This window comes from Klebsiella sp. A-Nf5, assembly GCF_002810545.1.
Classification (GTDB): domain Bacteria; phylum Pseudomonadota; class Gammaproteobacteria; order Enterobacterales; family Enterobacteriaceae; genus Klebsiella; species Klebsiella variicola.
Genome location: NZ_PIOG01000268.1, coordinates 248,889 through 270,880, shown reverse-complemented (window position 1 = coordinate 270,880; position 21,992 = coordinate 248,889). Strand labels below are relative to the sequence as shown.

The 21,992-nt window shown below is 61.2% G+C and carries 19 protein-coding genes and 1 pseudogene; 9 read left to right on the top strand and 11 right to left on the bottom strand.

The annotated features are described in order from the left end of the window. Window positions 1-171: 171 nt before the first annotated feature. Window positions 172-1,905 carry an alpha,alpha-trehalase gene (locus CWM53_RS26425; RefSeq protein WP_074385483.1) on the bottom strand — a complete coding sequence of 578 codons (1,734 nt, stop codon included), beginning with the start codon at window positions 1,903-1,905 and terminating at the stop codon, window positions 172-174. Window positions 1,906-2,102: 197 nt separating this feature from the next. On the opposite strand from CWM53_RS26425, the gene CWM53_RS26420 reads away from it, so the two are divergent. From CWM53_RS26420 to CWM53_RS26400, 5 genes and pseudogenes are all read left to right on the top strand, one after another. Continuing rightward, on the top strand, window positions 2,103-3,017 hold the full coding sequence (locus CWM53_RS26420) for an alpha/beta hydrolase (RefSeq protein WP_100675400.1): 915 nt from the start codon (window positions 2,103-2,105) through the stop codon (window positions 3,015-3,017). Window positions 3,018-3,199: 182 nt separating this feature from the next. Further along, window positions 3,200-4,639: a circularly permuted type 2 ATP-grasp protein gene (locus CWM53_RS26415; protein ID WP_004180417.1), complete on the top strand. Its 1,440-nt coding sequence runs from the start codon at window positions 3,200-3,202 to the stop codon at window positions 4,637-4,639. Beyond that, window positions 4,633-5,562 carry an alpha-E domain-containing protein gene (locus CWM53_RS26410; RefSeq protein ID WP_002910835.1) on the top strand — a complete coding sequence of 310 codons (930 nt, stop codon included), beginning with the start codon at window positions 4,633-4,635 and terminating at the stop codon, window positions 5,560-5,562. Before CWM53_RS26415 ends, CWM53_RS26410 begins: the two co-directional genes overlap by 7 nt. Next, window positions 5,559-6,374: a transglutaminase family protein gene (locus CWM53_RS26405; RefSeq protein WP_100696751.1), complete on the top strand. Its 816-nt coding sequence runs from the start codon at window positions 5,559-5,561 to the stop codon at window positions 6,372-6,374. The genes CWM53_RS26410 and CWM53_RS26405 overlap by 4 nt, the downstream gene beginning before the upstream one ends. Before the next feature lie 16 nt (window positions 6,375-6,390). Next, window positions 6,391-7,136: pseudogene (locus CWM53_RS26400) on the top strand (peptidase). A 61-nt stretch (window positions 7,137-7,197) separates the two neighbouring features. Here the strand turns inward: CWM53_RS26400 and CWM53_RS26395 are convergent. The 5 genes from CWM53_RS26395 to CWM53_RS26375 are packed head-to-tail and all read right to left on the bottom strand — an operon-like array spanning window position 7,198 to window position 12,226. Next, window positions 7,198-8,283 (bottom strand): ABC transporter ATP-binding protein, encoded by a 1,086-nt coding sequence (locus CWM53_RS26395; protein ID WP_008804321.1) that lies wholly within the window; start codon window positions 8,281-8,283, stop codon window positions 7,198-7,200. Beyond that, a complete protein-coding gene (locus CWM53_RS26390) occupies window positions 8,270-9,232 on the bottom strand; it encodes a carbohydrate kinase family protein (protein WP_100675403.1) in 963 nt (320 codons plus the stop codon). Before CWM53_RS26390 ends, CWM53_RS26395 begins: the two co-directional genes overlap by 14 nt. A gap of 2 nt (window positions 9,233-9,234) precedes the next feature. Next, window positions 9,235-10,074, bottom strand: a complete 840-nt coding sequence (locus CWM53_RS26385; RefSeq protein WP_100729554.1) for a carbohydrate ABC transporter permease — start codon at window positions 10,072-10,074, stop codon at window positions 9,235-9,237. Beyond that, window positions 10,064-10,972 (bottom strand): carbohydrate ABC transporter permease, encoded by a 909-nt coding sequence (locus CWM53_RS26380; protein ID WP_012541290.1) that lies wholly within the window; start codon window positions 10,970-10,972, stop codon window positions 10,064-10,066. The genes CWM53_RS26385 and CWM53_RS26380 overlap by 11 nt, the downstream gene beginning before the upstream one ends. Before the next feature lie 9 nt (window positions 10,973-10,981). Next, entirely contained in the window at window positions 10,982-12,226 is a 1,245-nt protein-coding gene (locus CWM53_RS26375) for an extracellular solute-binding protein (RefSeq protein WP_008804325.1), read from the bottom strand. A 214-nt stretch (window positions 12,227-12,440) separates the two neighbouring features. Between CWM53_RS26375 and CWM53_RS26370 the strand changes: the two genes are divergently transcribed. From CWM53_RS26370 to CWM53_RS26360, 3 genes are all read left to right on the top strand, one after another. Continuing rightward, a complete protein-coding gene (locus tag CWM53_RS26370; protein ID WP_032733255.1) occupies window positions 12,441-13,649 on the top strand; it encodes an ROK family transcriptional regulator in 1,209 nt (402 codons plus the stop codon). A gap of 74 nt (window positions 13,650-13,723) precedes the next feature. Then, on the top strand, window positions 13,724-14,710 hold the full coding sequence (locus tag CWM53_RS26365) for a fatty acid desaturase (RefSeq protein WP_165785136.1): 987 nt from the start codon (window positions 13,724-13,726) through the stop codon (window positions 14,708-14,710). Beyond that, window positions 14,703-15,503, top strand: coding sequence for a phosphate/phosphite/phosphonate ABC transporter substrate-binding protein (locus CWM53_RS26360; RefSeq protein ID WP_042947078.1), 801 nt, complete (start codon window positions 14,703-14,705; stop codon window positions 15,501-15,503). The genes CWM53_RS26365 and CWM53_RS26360 overlap by 8 nt, the downstream gene beginning before the upstream one ends. A gap of 57 nt (window positions 15,504-15,560) precedes the next feature. Here the strand turns inward: CWM53_RS26360 and CWM53_RS26355 are convergent, their stop codons facing one another. From CWM53_RS26355 to CWM53_RS26335, 5 genes are read right to left on the bottom strand one after another with little or no spacing between them, the layout of a single operon-like run. Beyond that, window positions 15,561-16,877, bottom strand: a complete 1,317-nt coding sequence (locus CWM53_RS26355; RefSeq protein ID WP_227520638.1) for an LLM class flavin-dependent oxidoreductase — start codon at window positions 16,875-16,877, stop codon at window positions 15,561-15,563. Window positions 16,878-16,935: 58 nt separating this feature from the next. Then, complete coding sequence (locus tag CWM53_RS26350) at window positions 16,936-17,835, bottom strand: ABC transporter substrate-binding protein (protein ID WP_074385491.1); 900 nt, start codon at window positions 17,833-17,835, stop codon at window positions 16,936-16,938. A 60-nt stretch (window positions 17,836-17,895) separates the two neighbouring features. Continuing rightward, complete coding sequence (locus CWM53_RS26345; protein WP_004203269.1) at window positions 17,896-18,564, bottom strand: ABC transporter permease; 669 nt, start codon at window positions 18,562-18,564, stop codon at window positions 17,896-17,898. Then, window positions 18,564-19,193 carry an ABC transporter permease gene (locus CWM53_RS26340; protein ID WP_074385493.1) on the bottom strand — a complete coding sequence of 210 codons (630 nt, stop codon included), beginning with the start codon at window positions 19,191-19,193 and terminating at the stop codon, window positions 18,564-18,566. Before CWM53_RS26340 ends, CWM53_RS26345 begins: the two co-directional genes overlap by 1 nt. Next, window positions 19,186-20,274, bottom strand: coding sequence for an ABC transporter ATP-binding protein (locus CWM53_RS26335; protein WP_100675406.1), 1,089 nt, complete (start codon window positions 20,272-20,274; stop codon window positions 19,186-19,188). Before CWM53_RS26335 ends, CWM53_RS26340 begins: the two co-directional genes overlap by 8 nt. A gap of 757 nt (window positions 20,275-21,031) precedes the next feature. Here CWM53_RS26335 and tdcA point away from each other — a divergent pair. Next, window positions 21,032-21,970, top strand: a complete 939-nt coding sequence (gene tdcA, locus CWM53_RS26325; RefSeq protein ID WP_100630704.1) for a transcriptional regulator TdcA — start codon at window positions 21,032-21,034, stop codon at window positions 21,968-21,970. Window positions 21,971-21,992: the final 22 nt, after the last annotated feature.

Sequence of the window (21,992 nt, the reverse complement as noted above, 5' to 3'; positions counted from 1 at the left end):
ATTATTATTGTTTGTATTTATGTGATCAAGCGAAAGGTGACCGGTTCAGGGCGATGGGGGGAGTGACGTGCTTCCCGCGGGCCGCAGAGCGGGGCTGCGCGGGGCCGTAGTCAGCAGGGAGATAACTCCCCCTACTGATTTTGGTAGGGGGAGGGACGGGCCGGAAAAGCGTCAGGCGCCGGTCTTTTGCGCTGCCGCCGGCGCGGGGTCGTTGGCGGCTGGCTTGCTCTGCGCGGAAGGGGCCGCCGCCGGGCGCGTGGCGGGCAGGGCGTCACAGGGTTTCTCCTGCGGGCAGATCAGATCCAGCATCTTCAGGGTGACGCCGTTGGTCCAGCCAAAGCCATCCTGTAGCGGATATTCCCCTCCACCGCCGCCGGTGCCGGTCGAGCTGACGTCATACTTCTCCACCAGCTTTTGCTTGCTGTCATAGGTATGCTGAACGTTGCTCAGGAAGCGCCAGCTGACCTCCATGGCGATCTTTTGTTGGCCGTAGTTTTGCAGGCCCTCGACCGCCACCCACTGCAGCGGCGCCCAGCCGTTCGGGGCGTCCCACTGCTGGCCGCTGTTGACGGTGGTGGTGGTCAGCCCGCCGGGTTTAAGCAGGCGCGACTCAGCGGCGGCGGCCACTTTCGTCGCCCGCTCGCGTGACGCCGCATTGACGTACAGCGGGAACAGCGCCGCCGCGGTCAGCTGATTGCGCACCTTGTGGGTTTTCAGATCGTAATCGGCGTACCATCCCTCTTTATCATTCCACAGATATTTCTCGATGGCCTGCTGGCGGGCGTTAGCCAACGCATCGTACTGCGTAGCGCCAGCGCTGTCCCCGGATGCCTTGCTGGCGCGGGCGAGGGTTTTCTCCAGATGGAACATCAGGGCATTGAGATCGACCGGGACAATCGAGGTGGTGCGAATGGTGGCGAGCTGCTGCGGATTATCCATCCAGCGGGAGCTGAAATCCCAGCCGGAGGCGGCGGCGGAGCGCAGGTCGCGATAGATCTCGGTTGCCGGACGATTCGGGTTGCTTTTGGCGGTTTTGACGTCGTCAAGCCAGGATTCGGGGCGCGGGGTGTCGTTATCGTCCCAGTAGCGGTTGAGCAGCGCGCCGTCCGCCATCCGCACCGCCCGTTTGTCGGCGCTGCCGGGGGCCAGCGCGTCCGCCCCGGCCATCCAGTAGCGATACTCCTTCTCCAGCTGCGGCTGGTAGGTTTTCAGCACCTTGTCGCCATCGTGCGTCGCCAGCAGGCTCACCATAAAGGAGAAGAAGGGGGGCTGCGAACGGCTGAGGTAATAGGTACGGTTGCCGTTGGGGATATGGCCCCAGGTGTCAATTTCCGCGGCGAAGTTGGCGACCATATCTTCGACTTTATCCCAGTGACCGCTTTCGGCAAGACCCAGCATGGTGAAATAGCTGTCCCAGTAATAGACTTCGCGAAAGCGTCCTCCGGGGACCACGTAGGGCTTAGGCAGCGGCAGCAGCGAGTCCCATTTTTCCACCTCGACAGTGCTGCGGGTCAGGACCGGCCACAGGCCATCGATATGTTGACGCAGGGTTTGCCCTTTGGGCGGCACATAGGTGTCATTTTCTTTCGGCAGCGTGAAGTTCAGCTCGACGAAGTGGCGCAGGTCAAAGCTGGCCTGGTTTTTCTGCATCCGGTAATCGGCAAGGATCATCAGCGGATCGCTGTTAGGGATCGCGTCGGCGAAGGTTTTTTGATCGGCAAAGAGCTTCGCGCTCTGGACATCATTGAATAACGGGCCCAGCAGAATATCCGGCGAGGGGGGCGGTGCGGTTTTGCCGTCTTCCGCCTGGACATTCAGGCTCATCAGAGCGAGCAGGGCGCCGCCGATCGCCAGGCGCAGGGAACAGGGCAAAGCAGCGGGACGATGTGCATCAGTACTCGTCATGGGGAGTTCTCCTTATCATTATCGACTGCGGGCCACGACGTTTGGCCATCCAAAAACCTTAGACGAATATCTGCCGCTGCGCGTGTCAGGGGTAACATTTTGCGCGAAAACAGAGGATTTACCTGTCAGGTTTTCTGATACAACCGCCAGCAAAGCGGTTAGGCTTACAGGCAAGCCAACGCGCCCGGGAGCCAGTCATGAATCGACGTCAATTTCTGCTGTTCAGTGCCGCCGCGCTGTCTGCGGCGCGGGGCGCGGCGGCCACTGCTCCGGCGCTGACGCTGCCGCTGTGGCCGGATCAACCGCCGGGCGGAGGCGGGCCGGGGGGCGAGTCTCGGTTATCCGCCCGCGGCGCGCTGAGCCATATCGCTCGTCCTGTGCTGACGGTCTGGCAACCCGCCCGGGCCACTGGCCACGGGGTGCTGGTGGCGGCCGGCGGCGGATACCAGCGGATCGAGATGGGCAGTGAGGCCTGGCCTGCGGCGCACTGGCTGACAGCGCACGGCTATACCGCCTATGTCCTGAGCTACCGCTTGCCGGGGGAGGGCTGGCAGGCCGGTGCGCTGGCGCCGCTGCAGGATGCGCAGCGAGCTCTGCGGCTGGTCCGCGCCCGGGAATCGCAGGTCAGCGTGCTCGGTTTTTCGGCGGGGGGACATCTGCTGGGGATGGCCGCCTGTCGGCCGACGTTCGCCAGCTACCCGCCGGTGGATGCGCTGGACCACCAGCCCGCCACCACCGACGGCGCCGCGCTGATCTATCCGGTGATCACGCTCCTGCCACCCTGGAGCCATACGGCGACCCATCGTCTGCTGGTGGGGCCGCAGGCGAGCGAGGCGGCCGACCGCGCCTGGTCGGTACAAACCTGGGTGACAACGGCCACGCCGCCCTGTTTCCTGGTGCAGGCACAGGACGATCCGGTTTCCGATCCGCACAATACACTGGTGATGGCTGACGCCTGCCGCCAGCATCAGGTTCCGGTGCAGCTTTTCCGCTATACCCGCGGTGGCCATGGCTTTGGTATGGGGCGCCCGGGAACGCCGACGACCGCCTGGCCCACGGCCTATGCCGCCTGGCTGAAGGCGCTGGCGTCCACGATGGCGCAAAAACCGTAGCGCTGCCTCACGACGGTGCAACCGTAGCCGGGCGCGGGCGGCTGTTCTGGCGATTTTTTGCACAACCAGACGGCGGGTCAGAACAGATTTGCACAACGCCGCGGCGGCAGAGGACCTGGCATAATTAATGCTTATCTCTTACCGGGATTACCACAAAGTGAGTACAACCGGAGGGGATAGCCATGATTAAAATTACGCTACCTGACGGGCATTATTATGACGAGATGCTGACCGCGCAGGGTGAACAGCGGCCGCACTATAATGCCTGGTGGCAATGGTTTCGCAACACTGATCAATTCTCTATCCGGCAGAAAAAAGCGCAAGCGGAACTGCTTTTTCACCGTATCGGCATCACCTTTAACGTGTACGGCGAGGATGAGGGAACCGAGCGGCTGATCCCGTTTGATAGTGTGCCGCGGATCATACCCGCCGGGGAGTGGCAGCGCATTGACCGCGGTATTCGCCAGCGGGTGAAAGCGCTGAACGCCTTCCTCTATGACATCTATCATGAGCAGAATATCCTGCGCGCGGGGCTGATCCCGGCCGAGCAGGTGCTGGCCAACGAGCAGTATCAGCCGTGCATGCAGGGCATCAACCTGCCAAACAATACCTATGCCCATATCACCGGCGTCGATATGGTGCGCAATAACGACGGTCAGTACTACGTGCTGGAGGATAACCTGCGTACGCCGTCCGGCGTCTCCTACATGCTCGAAAACCGTAAGATGATGATGCGCCTCTATCCGGAGATGTTCGAACAGCATCACATTGCGCCGGTGGAGCGCTACCCGAGCTACCTCCTGCAGACCCTGCGCGAAAGCTCGCTGGTGGATGACCCTTGCGTCGTGGTGATGACCCCGGGGCGCTTCAACAGCGCCTACTTCGAGCACAGCTTCCTGGCGCAGCAGATGGGGGTCGAGCTGGTGGAGAGCGCCGACCTGTTCATTAAGAACGGCGCGGTGTATATGCGGACCACCGAGGGGCCGCGGCGGGTGGATGTGATTTATCGCCGCATCGATGACGCCTGGCTCGACCCGCTGGCCTTCCGCGCCGATTCGATGCTTGGCGTACCGGGGCTGCTGTCAGTCTATCGCGCCGGCGGCGTGGTGCTGGCCAACGCCATCGGCACCGGCGTCGCCGACGACAAATCAATCTATCCGTACGTTCCGGAGATGATCCGCTTTTACCTCGGTGAACAGCCGATCCTCAGTAATATCCCCACCTGGCAGTGCCGGAAAGCAGAGGACCTGCGCTATGTGCTGAGTAATCTCGAGCTGATGGTGGTCAAGGAGGTCCATGGCGCCGGGGGCTACGGCATGCTGGTTGGCCCGCGTTCGACCAAAGAGGAGCGAGAGGCCTTCCGCCAGCGCCTGCTGGCCAATCCGGCCAACTATATCGCCCAGGACACCCTCGCGCTGTCGACCTGTCCCACCTTCGTTGATGAAGGTCTGTCGCCGCGACATATCGATTTACGGCCCTACGTGCTGTCCGGGCAGGAGATGCGGCTGGTGCCCGGCGGCCTGACCCGCGTGGCGCTGACCGAAGGGTCGCTGGTGGTCAACTCGTCGCAGGGCGGCGGAACCAAGGATACCTGGGTGATGGAGGATGACGCATCATGCTAAGTCGTACGGCGAGTGAACTGTTCTGGATGGCCCGCTATCTCGAGCGGGCGGAAAGCTACGCCCGGGTACTGGACGTGACCTGGAAATTATCGATGATCCCCCGCCACAGCCAGCAGTCGCGGGATCTGGCGCTGCCGCTGAATTTGTCGATGACCCACGAGCTGTTTCAGGCGCGCCATGCCCGTTTTACCATGAGCAACCTGCTCAACTTTTTTGCCCTCGATGGCAACAACCCCTGCAGTATTTACAGCTGCGTGGAGATGGCGTGGAACAATGCGCACGCGGTGCGCGGCAGTCTGTCGGCCGAGGTGTGGGAGAGCATCAACGCCACCCGAATCGAGCTGCGAACCCTGCGCCAGCAGGGGTTGGGCGAACTGGGGAGCGACGGCTTTTTCGAGTGGGTGAAAGAGCGGGTGCATCTGTTTCGCGGGGCGGTGATCGGCACGCTGCTGCGCAACGACGCGCTGAGCTTTATCGGTATCGGCACGCTGATTGAGCGTGCGTTTGCCACCACCCAACTGCTGCTGATTAAGGATCAACAACTGACCAACGACCCGGATCCGGTGCGGGAATACTATCGACTGGATACCTTGCTCAATGCGGTCAGCGCCCGCGAAGCCTACAACAGCCTCTACCGCCAGCCGGTCAGTCGTGAAACGGTGATGGAGCTGCTGATCCTGCGTAACGATATTCCGCGTTCGCTGCGCGCCAGCATTGCCGATCTGGTCGGCGAGCTGGAGAAAATCGCCAACGATCGCTCCTATCAACCGCTGCGCCTGGCCCATCAGCTCAACGTTGACCTGCGCTTCAGCACCCGCGACGACCTGGCGCAGGCGGACCTGCAGACCACCCTTAACGGCCTGCTGGCGAGAATTAACGCGCTGTCCGACAGCATCAGACAAACCTATCTGGAGGCCTTATGAAACTGGTCATCGATCATCTCACCCGCTATGGCTACGATGAAGAAGTGAAGTTTTCCACCCAGTATCTGCGCCTGACGCCGCGCAGTACCGGCCGGCAGACCATCACCGCCTGGACGCTGACCCTGCCGGACGGGGCGGCGGTGACCACCACCGACGGCTGGGGCAATGTGCTGCATGTGCTGACGCTGGATAACCCGCACAAGGAGATCACTATCCGCGCCAGCGGGATTGTCGATATCGCTGACGAAGGGGAAGAGACGCGTGATGAAGAGGCCGAGCTGCTGTCGCCGCTGGTTTTTCTGCGCTGTACGCCGCTAACCCGCGCCGATACGGCGATCCGTGAGTTTGCCCAGCGCCTCTATCGTCCCGATGCGGCGGAAGAAAGTCTGAATCAACTGATGGCGGATCTGCTGTTAAGAATGCCATACTCCCCCGGCGCGACCCAGGTGCAGGACTCCGCCGCCGACGCCTTCGCCCGCGCGAAGGGAGTGTGCCAGGATCATACCCATGTTTTTCTCGCCTGCTGCCGCGCGCTGGAGATCCCGGCGCGCTACGTCAGCGGCTATGTTTACAGCGATAACGCTCAGCATGTGGCGATGCACGCCTGGGCGGAAGTCTGGCTCGAAGGCCGCTGGCTGTCGTTTGATATCACCAATAATACTCGTCGCCTGAATCAGCATTTGCGGCTGGCGACCGGGCTGGATTATCTCGACGCCTGCCCGGTACGGGGCACCCGGCTGGGCGGCGGCGGGGAGATTATGTTAACCAACGCTGAAGTGCGCGAACAAAGCCAGCAGGCGCAGCAGCAATAATACGGGAAAAACCGCAATGACCTACTGTGTGGCCATGTGCCTGGCGGATGGACTGGTGTTTGCTTCCGACTCCCGCACCAACGGGGAGTCGACCATATTGCCACTTTTAAAAAGCTGCACGTTTTCCATCAGGAGGGGGAACGGGTGCTGGTGCTGCAATCTGCTGGCAACCTGGCCACCACCCAGAGCGTGATAAGCCTGCTCAGCGCGCGCATCCGTACCCAGCAGGAGCCGAATCTGATGCAGGTCACCTCCCTCTACGACGCCGCGATGCTGATCGGTAAAACGCTGCTGGAGGTGATCCAGCGCGACAGCAGCAACCAGCAGAACTGCAGTAACACCAACTTCAACTGCAACCTGCTGCTTGGCGGCCAGATCGCCGGCGAAACCCATCGTCTGTTCCATATTTATCCGGAGGGCAACTTTATTGAAGCCACCCGCGACACGCCTTATTTCCAGATTGGTGAAAGCAAGTACGGCAAGCCGATCATCGATCGGGTGCTGACCATCGATACGCCGCTGGAGCAGGCGATGTGCTGCGCGTTGATCTCCATTGACTCGACGCTGCGCAGTAATCTGTCCGTCGGCCTGCCGCTGGATACGCTGCTCTACCGCAGCGGCAGCCTGAGCAGTGCCGGGCAGCATCGCATCACCGACAGCGATCCCTACTTCAACCGCATCCGCAAGGCGTGGTCCGAAGGGCTGTTGCACACCTTCCAGACGCTGCCGACCTGGACCCCAGCAGAGAGGGAAGAGGAGTAGCCCTGGAACTCGACGTCGCACGGAGCCCGGCCACACGGAAGATGACCGGTTCCCTTCGCCCTTAGCGCGTCTCCGCCAGGCGCTCGCCGCTGGCGGCATCAAACAGATGCAGGTTTTCGCGGCGGAGAGTCAGCCCCAGCGTCTGCTGCGCCGCGACCGCCACCCTGCCGGCAACCTGCACATGCACCGGAAAACCCTGCCAGTCGAGATGCAGCAGGGTGGATTCCCCCGTCACCTCCATGATGTTTACCGTTGCCGGCGCGCCATGCGCATCCGGCAGAATATCCTGTGGACGGAGACCGACAATCAGCGGGGCATCGCCCTGCTGCGCCACGGCCTGATGCCAGCGTTCGGCCAGCGGAAACCACAGCGCGCCGCAGGCGACGCCGGGCTGGCCGTCGCGCACGGCGCGCTGACCGGGCAGGAGATTCATCGGCGGGGAGCCGATAAAGCGGGCGACGAAGGTATTGCAGGGCTGGTCGTAAATGGCCAGCGGCGCCCCCTGCTGGACGATCTGCCCGTCGCGCATCACCACAATCTGATCGGCCAGGGTCATCGCCTCCACCTGGTCATGGGTGACATAGATCATGGTGGTATTGATGCGCTGATGAAGGGATTTGATCTCCGCGCGCAGCTCCATCCGTAGCTGGGCGTCAAGGTTCGACAGCGGCTCATCGAACAGGAAAACCTGGGGGTTTCTGACCATTGCCCGGCCCATCGCCACCCGCTGGCGCTGGCCCCCGGAGAGCGCACGCGGATAGCGAGCCAGCAGTTTATCAATCCCCAGCAGGCTGGCGACCTGCTGCACTTTGCTTTTCTGTAACTGCTTATCCACCTTTTTGACCTGCATATGAAAGGCGAGATTTTCCGCCACCGTCAGGTGGGGGTAGAGCGCGTAGCTCTGAAAGACCATCGCCACATCGCGGTCGGCCGGATCCAGATCGTTGACCGGCCGCTTGTTCATCAGAATGGTGCCGCCGGAAAGCGTTTCGAGACCGGCCAGCAGGCGCAGCAGGGTCGACTTGCCGCATCCGGAAGGACCCACCAGCACGGTAAAGCTGCCGTCGGGGATGGTGAGGTCCAGCGGCTGGAGCACCGTCTGTTTGCCGTAGCGCTTGGCGACATCGATCAGTTCAACACTGGCCATCGGTGGCCTCCTCAAGGTGATGTTGCAGGGTATGCCAGTCGGGATAGCGGCGGGGGGAGGTGCCGATCGCCTGCGCGGCGACGGTATTTCCCCAGCGCAGCGCGGCCGCCGCAGGTTTACCGCTCAGCAGTGCGGCAAGGAATCCTGCGTTAAAGCTGTCGCCAGCCCCGATGGTATCGATCACGGTGACTGGCCGGGTCGGCGCATGGTGATGGCCGTCGGTCGTCCAGCAGTCCGCGCCGTCGGCGCCGCGCTTCACCACGCACCCGCCGCGGCCGCTGAGCCGTGCCGCCAGGGCTGTGGCGGCTTCGGCGAGGGTCAGGTGGCCGGCCAGCTGCAGGGTTTCAAGGTCGTTGAGCAACAGCCAGTCGCAGTCGCCCAGCCAGCGGTCGACCTCATGACGCAGCGGGTCGCTCCAGCCCTGAGGTGGCCAGCCGGTATCGACGGCGAGGGTAAACCCGCGCTGGCGGAGCGTGGCGAGCAGCTGCGGATAGTCGGACAGCAGCCCGGTACAGAGAAAGGTACCGCAGAGCAACACGATATCGCCCTCGCCAGCGGCGGCCGGCAGCTGGCTCAGCACATCCCCGGCGGTCAGGCGGGTAATATGTCCGTGGTTGCTGAGGAAGGAGCGTTCTTTGTTGGGATGGGTGATCGCCACCGTCAGCGAAGTTTCACAGGGATACTGCGGCCAGCGATCGCTGCCGCCGGGAAACTGTGCCGCCAGCCACGGAGTAAACGCGTCGTCGCCCTGACAGCCGACCGCGCAGTGCGGAAGCTGCATGGCGGCGGCGGCCAGCGCGCAGTTGCCGGCAGAGCCGCCGGGCCGCAGCGCGCTGTGCTCGAGCATCATCTCAGTCCCCTGGGCAGGCCAGTGGGTCAGGGTTCCCATCACTAAGTCAATATTGTAATTGCCCACGATATAGAGCACAGGTGTCCTGGTGTTATCCATAGTTATCCTTTACTTCCCCCGTTGGTGAGGCCGCTGACCAGCGATTTTTGCAGCCAGATAGCAATCAACAGCGGAGGGACTGAGGCCAGTATGCCGACCGCCGCCACCAGTCCGTCATCGGTGGCGCGGCCGGCGGTGAAGCCGGCGATGGTCACCGGCAGCGTTTGGGCGGCGAGGTTGCTGGTGAACAGTAGCGCATAGAAAAACTCGTCCCACGCCAGCAGCCAGCCGAACAGCGCGGCGGCGCCAAGCATCGGTTTCGCCAGCGGCAGAGTGATGCGCAGCAGGACCTGCCAGATGCGCAGACCGTCAAGCCGGGCCGCCTGCTCGATATCCTGCGGCAGGGTATCGAACTGGTTTTTGACCATCCACGTCAGAAACGGCACGATCAGCGAGCAGTAGACCAGCACCAGCCCGCTGCGGGTGTTGAGCAGGGCAAAGTGTTCAAGAATAAAATAGAGCGGCAGCACAAAGGCCACGGGCGGCACCATATAGATGCCGAGGCCGGCGTACAGCCAGCCGTCGCGGCCGGGATAACGGGAAAAGCTGAAGGCGGCGGGGATCGCCAGCAACAGCGACACCAGCGTCGCGCCGGCGGCCACCAGCAGGCTGTTGCCCAGCGCGGGAAGAAACAGCGCCCCGGGTTCGCCAGGGGCCAGCGACAGCAGGTGGCCATAGCGGCTGAAGTCCCACTGCCGCGGGAGCCACTCCAGCGGGACGCGGGTGAGGTCCGCGGTGGTGCTGACGCTCATCAAAAACAGCCACAGCATCGGGGCGAGAATCGAGATCGCCACCGCCAGCGCCGCCAGGTAACGCAGTACGATGTACCCTTTACGCTTCATCATCAACACTCCGGCGCCGCTGACGCAGCAGCAAAAACAGATACAGGGCTATCAGCACGGCGCACATCAGGCTCATCAGCATGGCGTAGGCCGCGCCGCTGCCGGCGCGCAGGTAGCTGAAGGACTCCTGATAGACAAAAAAGCTCAGCGTTTTGGTGCTGTCGAGCGGGCCGCCGCGGGTCATCACATAGATAATGTCGAACACTTTGAAGGCATCGATGGTGCGTAGCACCAGCGCAACGCCAAGGGGGCCCACAATGGCCGGAAAGGTAATGGCGCGAAAACGCCGCCAGGCCGAGGCGCCGTCGAGCCGCGCCGCCTCGTACAGATCGTCGGGAACGGACTGCAGGGCGGCCAGCACCAGCAGGGTGACCAGCGGGTAGTTTTTCCAGATATCCGCCAGCATCACCGCGTGCAGCGCAGAATCCGGCGAGCCCAGCCAGCTGCGATAGCTGTCAATCAGCCCCAGCTGGCTGAGCAGGGCATTAACGCTGCCATAGTCGGGATTAAAGTTAAGCCGCCACATCATGGCGTTAACGATAGTCGGCAACGCCCACGGCAGGATCACCAGCACCCGCAGGACATTTCGCCCGACAAAACGCTGATTCAACAACAGCGCCACCAGTACGCCGATCGCCCCCTCAATCGCCACCGAGACCACGGTGAAATAGAGCGTTCGCGCGAAGGCCGCGCGAAAGTCCGGGTCGGTCAGGGCATAAAGATAATTATCCAGCCAGACGTAGTGGGTCGCCTCGCCGCTTCCCGCCAGCGCAGTATCGGTAAAACTCAGCCACAGCGTGCGCGCCAGCGGCCATGCGGTGAGGATAAACATCGCGATAAGCATGGGCGCTAACAGCACCCATGCCTGACGATGCTCGCGTCGTTGCAGACTCAGCATCATGCCTCCTTAACGCAGACGGGCCGCGCTGGTGTCGACCGCCTTGAGGGCGACGTCGGGCGTGGCTTTACCCTGCAGTACCGACTGAAGCTGCTGTTGCAGGGTGTTTGACAGGCGCGAGTAATCTGCCGTTTCGGGACGAGAGAGCATCACGTTCAACGACTTGTCGGCGGCGGCGATCAGGCTCTCCTGGCCTTTGGCAACGGCAGGATCCTGGTACGAGGCTTTCCACACCGGCAAGCTTAGTTTGGCATACTTGTCCTGTACCGGCTGGGAGGTCAGATAGTGAATATACTGCCAGGCCTCTTCCGGATGCTGACTGGCTTTGGCGATGCCCAGGCCCATTGAACCGTTGACGGCGCCGGGTTTATCCGGGGTATCGCCTGGGGCGGGGACAATGCCCACATCACCTGCGACTTTACTCTGTTTCGGATCGTTGGCCATGTTGTACATATAGGTCCAGTTGAGCGCAAAGGCGGCGTCGCCATTGGAGAAAGCCTTACGCACATCCTCCTCAAGGTATTCACGTGAGGCCGGGTTGCTCAGCCCCTGATCGAGCGAGGTTTTCATCAGCGTGACCGCTTTCAGCGAGGCGGGCGTCGAAAAATCGAGCTTGCCGTTCTGGTAGAAGCTCCCGCCGAAGCCGGAGACGAGGGTGGTGTAATCGCAGACCAGCGCTTCCGCTTGCGACCAGCTCCAGACCAGAGGATATTTAACGATCCCTTTGTCCTTAAGCACTTTGGCGTCGTCCATTACCTGCTGCCAGCTGGCAGGCGGTGTTTTGATCCCCGCTTTGTCCAGCATGGCTTTGTTGTAGTACAGATATTTGGTGTCGAGGATCCACGGCATGCCGAGGGTTTTGCCTTGATACACCACGGTATTCATCGCCCCGGGGAAAATCTTTTCGCGCTCGTCGGCGGCAATCCGTGAGGAGACATCCTGCAGCAGATCAAAGCGGCTAAACTCCGCCGGCCAGATCGCGTCGAACAGCACCACATCGTAGCCGTTACCCCCCGCGCCGCGGGCGGCGACGATCTTGTCGTGCAGCGCTTCATAGGGGACGAATTCGAGGTTGACCTTCACGTCAGGGTGTTGCTTTTCGAAGTCACTGGTCATCGCGCGAATGTCGTTTTCGCTATAGGCCGCCTGGGTCATGAACAGGGCATTAATCTGGGTCGCTGCGCTGACGCTCCCGCTGATAACGAGCATCGCCAGCAGACAGGCGTTGACCCGTAGTGCGCTGTGGTATTTCATCTTTGCTCTCCGCTGTGCTGTACTGAAAGGGGTTATGATTTATTAAATCAATTTGATTGATTTAATCAGGGCGACACTATCGGCAACATCTCCCGAGTGGCCCCAGCACTAAGCGTAGCAAAGGGTATGCCATCGCGAAGACCCGCCTGCGCGGGTCGTTGTCAGATCTGTGATGCCGGCTAAAATTTCACCAGTCCAGCCTGGAAGGGAAACGATGAAAACATCAGGTACAAACCTTGAACATGCCCGGGTCCATAACCGCCGGGTAATCATTGAGGCGGTGCGTTTACATGGCGAGCTGACCCGCGCCGAGCTGGCGCGGCTGACCGCGCTGACCCCGCAGACCGTGTCGAATATTGTGGCGGAGCTGGAGCAGATGGATCTCCTGACCAGCCACCAACCGCGGCGCGCCAGCGGCCGTGGACAGCCAGCGGTGCCGGTGAGCCTCAATCCCGCCAGTGCCTGGTCAATTGGCATCCATCTTGATCATCAGACGTTGATTGTGGTGCTGGTGGATCTGGCCGGTGAGGTCCATTTTCGCCGACTCATTCTGGTGCAAAAGCCCCAGCCTGGTGCGACCTTTGCCCGCCTCGCTGAGGTGCTGGATGAGATCCGTGCGCTGCCGACGCTGGACTGGTCGCGGGTGCTGGGAATGGGGGTCGTGATGCCGGGGCCGTTTGGCGTGGAAGGGATCTCGTCGACGGGACCCACGACGCTCAACGGCTGGGAAGGGGTCGACGTAGCGGCGGAGCTCGGGCGACTCAGCGGCCTGCCGGTGACCCTCGAAAACGACGCCACGGTGGCCGCCATTGGCGAACGCTTTCACGGCGTGGCGCGGCAGCTCAACTCTTTTGTCTATCTCTATATTGGCACCGGTCTGGGCGCCGGTATTTTTACCGATGGTCATGTGTATACCGGCCATGCCCATAACGCCGGTGAGGTCGGGCATATCGTGGTCGCGCCGAACGGTCGCCCTTGCTATTGCGGGAATGAGGGATGCCTTGAGCGCTATGTTTCGCTGCAGGCGGCCTATGAGTTTTGCGGCCTCGACCCCTATCGCGCGCTGCCGGAAGATCTGCTGTCGGTGGACGCTGCGCTTTTCGACCAGTGGATCACCAGCATCCTGGCGCCGTTGCGTCAGGCGATCAATTTGCTGGAGTGCGTCTTCGATGCCGAGACGGTGGTGGTGGGCGGTATGATGCCCGCCCCCTTGCTGGAGAAAGTGCTGGCGCGGCTGCCGCCGCTGTATCAGTCTGTGCGCGGGCGTTACCTGCCGGCGCAGCGTGTCAAAATGGGGATGACCGGCACCGATACCGCCGCGCTGGGCGCCGCTGCGCTGCCAATCTTTGATGAATTTAATCCGCAGTTTCAGGTGTTGATGAAAGCGGTGAATACAAACGCGCTTTTTGGCAAAGCTAAGTAAATTAAATACTTTGTTATTTAACGTGTTATCTCACATCTTCGGAGGGAATGAGGCAACAGGGCAAGGTATCGGAAGTGACGGAAAAGAAGACGGCTGTCTATGTGGATGACCAACAGCGCATCCTGATCCGCCAGCTGGCGCGCAGCTGGCTGTGGCGCAGCGAGCTGCCGACATGGCTGCTGATAGTGACGGTTTACGGCGGCTGGTTTGCCTGCGTGGCGGGCTGGCAGACGCTGGGTTTGATGCCGGCCACGCTGCTGCTGATCTGGTTTACCACCTGGTATATGTCCTTACAGCACGAGCTTATCCATGGGCATCCCACCCGGCTGGCATGGTTTAACCAGTTGTTGGGGACGCTGCCGCTGGCGGTCTGGTATCCCTATGGCATCTACCGCGACAGCCACCTGGCGCACCATCGCAACCATCTGCTGACGCACCCCGAGGACGACCCCGAATCGTACTATGTGACGGCGGAAAGCTGGCAGCGCTTCTCTGCCTGGCAGCGCCGCCTTATCCACCTGCGCAACACCTTCTGGGGGCGTCTGCTGCTGGCGCCGCTGATGGATATTATTCACACCCTGAACAGCGCGCTGCGGGCTTTCCGCGAGGGTGACCGCCGCGCTATCGCCATGTGGAGTCTGCATCTGTTGCTGCTGACGGGCCTGCTGACCTGGATGGCGGCGCAGGGTTTTTCCCCACTGTGGTTTGTGCTGGCGGTGAGCTACCCGGCGCTGGCCCTGACCAAAGTGCGCTCTTTTCTCGAACACCGCGCCGCGGATGACCCGCTGGCCCGCTCGGTGATCAACGAGGCCGGGCTCCCCTGGCGGGTGCTGTTCCTCAATCTCAACTACCATGCGGTGCATCATGACCTGCCAGGGGGCCCCTGGTACGCTTTACGTCAGCTGTATCTGCATCGCCAGACGGCTTATCTGCAGCGTAATCAGGGGTTCCTGGTGCGTGGGTACGGCGAGTGGCGACGCCATTTTGGCCGCCGGGCGGTGGCGGTGAACGCCCATCCGGGCTTTGGCGAGCAGGCGCAAGCGGGAGGAGAACATGGCTGAACGCATGACCTTTCCGATGTATGCCATCCACCGTCAACAGACCCAGGCCCTGTGGCAGGCGGTGCAGTCGCTGCTGGCCGAACGCGGCGTGACGGTGACGGGAGACCCTCCGGCGGCTGACCCCGAGGATCTGCTGGACCACTGGCGCCAGCCGACGCTGTTGCTGAGCCAGACCTGCGGCTACCCGCTGGTGACCCAATTGCCGGAGGTGCAGACGGTGGGCTGTTTCCACTACGCCGCGCCCGGTTGTGAAGGGCGCCGCTACCGCAGCCTGTTGGTGGTCCGCGAAGCGGATAGTCATCGGATGCTGGGGGACTTTTTTGGCCGTCGGGCCGCGTGCAATGCCGAGCACTCGCAGTCCGGCTACAACGTGCTGCGTAAAATGGTCGCGCCGCTCTCCCGGGAGGGGCGATTTTTTTCGGCGGTGGTGTTCAGCGGCAGCCATCGGCAGTCGCTGCGCGAGCTGCAGCAGGAAAACGCCGATATCGCCGCCATCGACTGCGTGACCTACGCGCTGCTGCAGCGCCATCAGCCGCAGGCCCTGGCAGGCCTGGTGGCGATCGGCTGGAGCCCGGCCGCGCCAGGGCTGCCGCTGATCACCGCCGGCGCCACTCCGGCGGCGACGCTGAATAGCCTGCGCGAGGCGCTCCAGCAGTTAGTGAGCGATGCGCGCTATCGTCCCCTGTGCGATGCCTTGCTGATCTGCGGCTATAGCGATATGCCGCGGGAGGCCTATGCGCCGCTGCTGGCGTGGCGGGATGAGGCCGCGGCGCTGGGAGTCAGCCAGCTATAGGTAAAATGCCCCGGCCAGCGGTCTGTGCCGGGGCGGGCCACGCCGGGCCACGCCGGGCTACGGCGCGGTGAAGCGGTTTTCCACCGCGGGCAGACCGAGCTTTTCACGCAGGGTGCCGGGTGGATAGCGATCGCGCATGACGCCGTTACGCTGCAGAATCGGCACCACCTGGTCAACAAAGCGGTCAAAGTCTCCCGGCAGCAGCGGGAACATCAGGTTGAACCCATCGGCGGCGCCCGCCTGCCAGGTCTCCGTTAAGGTGGCGGCAATCTCCTCGGCGCTGCCCAGCAGCAGCCAGCTATCGGAACTCTGTAATAACAATTTCCCCAACTCCAGCAGGGTGAGCCGCGGATCGTACTGGCGGATAAGCTTCAGCGCCGTGCGGATGCCATCAAAGCTCTCTTCATCGGGGAGCGGCGGCAGGGGTTGGTCCCGTGGCAGGGTGCTGAGATCCATCCGAAGATAAGAGGAGAGCAGGTCGATAGCCATCTGGTCGCTCATCAGCTGCTCGTTAAGCTGCTGGCGGGCCGCCTTTTCCTCGCTGGAATTCACCACCACCGGCAGGACCCCGGCGATAATTTTGAAATGGGCCGGATCTCGCCCGTGCTGACGCAGCCGCTGGTTCATCTCTTCGCGATAGGCCAGCCCCTCGGCGATCGAGTGAATAAACACGAAGTGCATATCAGACCAGGCGGCGGCCAGCGCTTTTCCCGCCTCTGAAGAGCCAGCCTGCACCAGCAGCGGATGGCCCTGCGGCGGGCGAGGGACGTTGAGCGGGCCGCGCACGCGAAAGTACTCGCCCTGATAGTCGAGGTGATGCACCTTGCCGGCATCGGCGAATAATCCGTGCGCTTTATCGAAGATCGCCGCGCCATCTTCCCAGGAATCCCACAGGCGAGTGACCACGTCGATGAATTCATTGGCCCGCTGGTAGCGGGTGCCGTGGCGGGGAAGCTGCTCCAGACCGAAGTTTGCCGCCTCTTCTTCCAGCCACGACGTCACCACATTCCAGCTGGCCCGGCCATTGCTGAGGAAATCCAGCGAGGCAAAGTAGCGCGCCAGGTTATAGGGTTCGTTATAGGATGTCGACGCGGTGGCCATCAGACCGATATGCTCCGTCACCGCGGCGAGGGCGGAGAGCAGCGTCAGGGGTTCAAGCCGGGCGTTGGCATAGTGGGTCAGGCCGCTGGGCACCGTATCCCACACCGCGATATGGTCGGCGACAAAGATAGCGTCCAGGGTCGCCGCTTCGGCCTTGCGCGCCAGACTGGCGTAATAGTTGAGGGTAAATATTTCCGCTTCTGGTGCGTCAGGGTGACGCCAGGAGAAACGGTAATCCCCCTGCGGGTTATAAAAGAACAGGTTCAGGATCATGTGTCGGGTAGACATAGCGTGGACTCGCGGCTGAACGCCATCCGTGGCGGGGTGACGGTCAGTGTTGGGGGAGGTTGGCATTAACCCATTGCTCGGCGACGGCTGCCGGATCTTTATGCTGGAGATCCACCTGCTGGTTGAGGGCAATCAGCGTGGCATTGTCCAGCTTGCCGGAAACCTCATTGAGCACGGCGCTGATCTCCGGCGTCAGACTGGCTTTGCGCACCAGCGGCACCACGTTCTGACTCGGTTGCTCATGTTTATCATCTTCCAGAACCACCCATTTCTCCTTCGCCAGGTTGCCCTGGGTGGAGACGACCGTCGCGACGTCGATTTTGCCCGAATTGAGCGCCAGCCGGGTCAGCGGCCCGCCCATGTCCAGCGATTTCACCGCTTTGAACTCAAGACCATAGACGCGCTTCAGCCCCGGCAGGCCCAGGGCGCGTACCGCCAGCTCCGGTGGTCCGCCGATCACCAGCTGCGGGGCAACGGGCTTCAGGTCGGAGAGGGTGCGCAGATGGTATTTCTCCGCGGTCTCGGCACGTACCGCCCAGGCGGTGATCGAAGTGGCCGGGGCCGGGGTCAACAGGGTGAAATCGGCGGGCAGAGCCTGGGCCAGCTCAGCGCTAACGGCCTGCTGGCTGGTGGCCTCGGTTTTGCCGTTATAAAAATTGAGCAGAGCGCCAAGATATTCCGGGACGATATCGATCTCACCGCTCTGCAGCGCCGGAATAATAATTTCCCGGTTGCCAAGGTTGAGACGGGTGTTGGCCTCGATATGATTTTTCTTTAACGCGCTGGCGTAGATGTTGGCGAGAATGGAGCTTTCGGTAAAGTTGGCCCCGCCCACCGTGACGCTGGCGGCAAGGCTGCTAACGCTCAGGCTGAATAGCCCGGCAGCCAGCAGCGAGAGACGAAATCGACGGGCGGTGACGGCCTTGCCAAATAATTGCTTCATAATACCTCTTTTATTTTCAGGTTAATCAGCCCCAGGCGCTGGGGTCATGTCAGTTTCACGCTAATAAGGCGCGGCAATACGGCGGTGAACCAGGCGGCCGGCGCAGCGGGCGAAAAGCAGTTCACCGCCTATCGCCAGCAGGGAAACCACCAGCGAGCCGCCGATCACCTGCGGGATATCCCGCTGCCCGAGGCCGTCGATCAGAAAACGTCCCAGCCCACCCAGACCGGCATAGGCCGCGACCACCGCCGTGGCGATAAGCTGAACCAGCGCCGTGCGCACCCCGGCGAGGATCAGCGGCGCCGCCAGCGGGATCCGCACCTGCCACAGGCTTTGCCAGGGGGTCATGCCCAGCGCGATGGCCGCATCGCACAGTGGACGGTCGGCGTGATAAATCCCCACCCAGGTGTTAGTGAGAATGGGCGGGATCGAGAGCGCGATAAGCGCCGCCAGCACCGGGATATCGTTAAAGCCAAAAACAATGATGCATAATAAAATCAGCCCTAACGACGGAATGGCGCGGCCGAGATTAAACAGGTTGATCACCACAAAGGCGCCTTTGCGCCAGTAGCCCAGCGCAATGCCGAGCGGCAGGGCAATGGCGCAGGCCACGGCCATACTGACCAGCACGTAATAAAGGTGTTGGCCGAGGCGCAGCAAGATGCCCTCGTCACCCAGCCAGTGCTCCGGCTGGGTTAGCCAGTGAAAGGTGGCGAGAAGCAGCGTCATCATTCGGTCCACGGCGTTAGCCAGTCGCCAAGACGGGCAATCAGCCCGTCAAAGACCAGCGACAGGAGCAGGCTCAGGACCAGGCTAACGACAATCGGCGTCAGAAAGTCCTGATTAAAACCCGCCAGCAGCAGCTGCCCCAGCCCGCCCTGGCCGATCAGCGCCGTGACGGTGACCAGGCCGACCAGCGTCACCGAGGCAATGCGCAGCCCGGCAAACAGAGAGGGCAGCAGCAGCCACAGCTCGATATCGAAGAAGCGGAACCCGCGGGTGTAGCCGAGCGCCCGCGCGGACTCCAGCGCCGCCTGCGGCAGCTTCTCCATGCCTGCCAGCACGTTGCGCAGCAGGATCAGCAGGGAGTACAGCGTCAGGCCAATCAGCGAGGTGGTCAGCGACAGCCCGGTAAACGGCAGCAATAAAATAAACAGCGCCAGCGAGGGAATGGTAAAGAGCACGCCGCACAGGGTGATGAGCGGCTGCGCCGTCGCGGGCCAGCGTAAGGTCACCGCTAACAGGCCGCCGGTGAGCAGGGAGCCGAAAAGCAGGGCCAGCAGGACCATCCGCGCATGCTGCCAGAGCAGATCGCCGATCATCGCGCGGTTATCGATAACCCAACCCCAGTCAATCATGAGATCGCACCCCCACCGCGCCGTCGAGCACCTGCTGCAGCAGGGTGTGGGATACCGCCCCCTGGTATTGTCCTTCGTCATCCACATGCACCAGCACGCCGGTCGCCACGTCGAGCAGCGCGCTGTAGGCAAAACGCAGGCTGTGGCTGCTGGCGAGCGGGCGCTCCACCGGCAGGGTGAGGCCCCGCTGCGGATCAAACCAGTGCAGCGGGCGTCGCTGGCGGTCAAGCACCAGACGCAACGGGCTGGCCAGCGGTGGATGGGCGCTGGCGATCGGCGTCAGCGCTTCGTCGAGCAGGGGGACATCGTGACGCGGCAGCTGGCCGACCTGTATCATGCCCAGCCGCTTCAGATTGGGTTCCGGGCCAATAAAGCGGCGCACGAACTCGCTCGCCGGGTGGGCCAGAATACGGTCGGGGGTATCAAACTGCGCCAGCACGCCGCCTTCCTGGAAAATGGCGATTTTATCGCCGAGGCGGATCGCTTCATTGATGTCGTGGGTCACTAATACAATGGTTTTCTGCAGCCGCTGCTGCAGGAGCAAGAGCTCATCCTGAAGGCGTTCGCGGACCACCGGGTCGATGGCGGCGAAAGGCTCATCCATCAGTAAAATGGGCGGATCGGCGGCGATAGCGCGGGCGATGGCCACACGCCCCTGCTGGCCGCCGGAGAGCTGATGCGGATAGCGGTGCAGCAGATGACTATCGAGCGACATCAGCGCCACCAGTTCGTCAATCCGCGCGCGGATCCGCGCTTTGCTCCAGCCCGCCAGCCGCGGCACGGTAGCGATATTTTGCGCCACGGTACGATGGGGAAAGAGCGCAGCGCTTTGCATCACGAAGCCGATCTGGCGGCGGATCTGGATAATATCAGCGTCAGCGAGGCGGACGCCCTGAATATAGACGTCGCCGCTGTCGGGAATATCCAGCTGGTTAATCATCCGCAGGATAGTCGTTTTTCCGCAGCCGCTCGGGCCGACGAAGGTACAGAATTCGCCATGATCAATATCCAGACTGAGGTCGCGAATGGCTGGCTGGGCGCTGCCTGGATAGGTTTTAAAAAGATGCGCTAATTTTATCATGGCGGAATTTAACACTCTGAATAATAAAGTCCTGACCCGGATAAACTGGCGCCGGGATCCTGGCTCAAACTACAGAGCGCCTGCGGGGAGGGCAAATACGTTATTTGCATTTGCATAGTGAAAAGCTGGTTAATCATCTGCGGCGGAAGCGAGGCCAGGCCGTTGTTTTATGGATTTGTGATCGGCAACACAAATGACTCTCCATTGGCCGCCGTAAAAGATAAATTACCAGGGTTGATTTTAATCAAAGTATGACCGACTGTAAGATGGCGAAAAAAAGCAGCGCCGTCCGCCGCCAAGAAAAACAAGATTGTGAATTTAATGTTTCTTTGGTGTAAATAATGACCGCGCATTTTCCCCAACCGCTGGGGATAAAATGTGATGCCCAACCGGCTTGTCATTAAATAACGGCGTTTATTACGTCTGCTTTTTATTGTTTACAGCATTAATTTAATTTTGGGATTTTCCACCAGCCTGACAGTGATGGTCGAATAGCGTACAAAAGGCGTATTTTTTATCGTCATTTTAGCGGCGCTGTTATCGCCATCAATTATTTTTATCCCCGCATTCGCGCACGCCGAAAGTCGCATAAAGAATACTCATTTTTATTATAACTTAATGATTTTAGTGTTTTTATTTTTGTTGGCGAAGTCTGGCTATCCGCCGCGGCGGAGCCTTTGTGAGAGCTCTCACATAACCCGGCAATCGCGATTTGTTACACTTTCCGCCGTCAACAAAGGAATGAAAGTGAGACGCGATGAATACTTTTTCTCTGCCTAAAACACAGCATCTGGTGGTTTTCCAGGAAGTGATCCGCAGCGGGTCAATCGGGGCCGGAGCAAAAGTGTTAGGACTCACTCAGCCGGCGGTCAGTAAAATCATTGGTGACATGGAAAGTTATTTTGGCAGCGAATTAATCGTCCGGCGAAATACCGGCGTCTCGCTCACCGAGGCCGGGCAGGTATTTCTCAACTGGTCAGAAGCGATCACCCGTGAAATGAAAAATATGGTCAATGAAATGAATGCTCTGACCAACAGCGCGGTGGTGGATGTCTCCTTTGGTTTCCCTTCGCTGGTCGGGTTTACCTTTATGTCGGAGATGGTGCATCAGTTTAAAATGACTTTCCCGAAGGCGCGGGTATCGATGTATGAAGCGCAGCTCTCCGCTTTTTTACCGGCGATCCGCGACGGGCGTCTCGACTTCGCCATCGGGACGCTGAGTGATGAGATGAAACTGCAGGACCTGCACGTCGAGCCGCTGTTTGAGTCTGAGTTTGTGCTGGTGGCGAACCGGGCGCGGATCGGCAACGGCACCGTCCGCCTGGCCTCGCTCCAGCATGAGCAGTGGGTGCTGCCGGAGACCAATATGGGCTATTACAGCGAACTGCTGGCCACCCTGCAGCGCAGCGGCATCCGCCGCGAAAATATCGTCAATACCGATTCGGTGGTGACGATCTATAACCTGGTACTCAATGCCGATTTTCTGACGGTGATCCCCTGCGACATGACCACGCCGTTCGGCTCGAGTCAGTTTGTGACCATCCCCATTAAAGAGGCCTTGCCGGTAGCGCGCTATGCGGCGGTATGGTCGAAGAATTACCGGCTTAAAACCGCGGCGGCGTCGCTGGTGGAGATGGCGAAACAGTACTCTTCGGGGCAGGGCAACCGCCACTGGCAGCCAATAGAAATTGCCTGACTGATATTGATTAAATAACCCA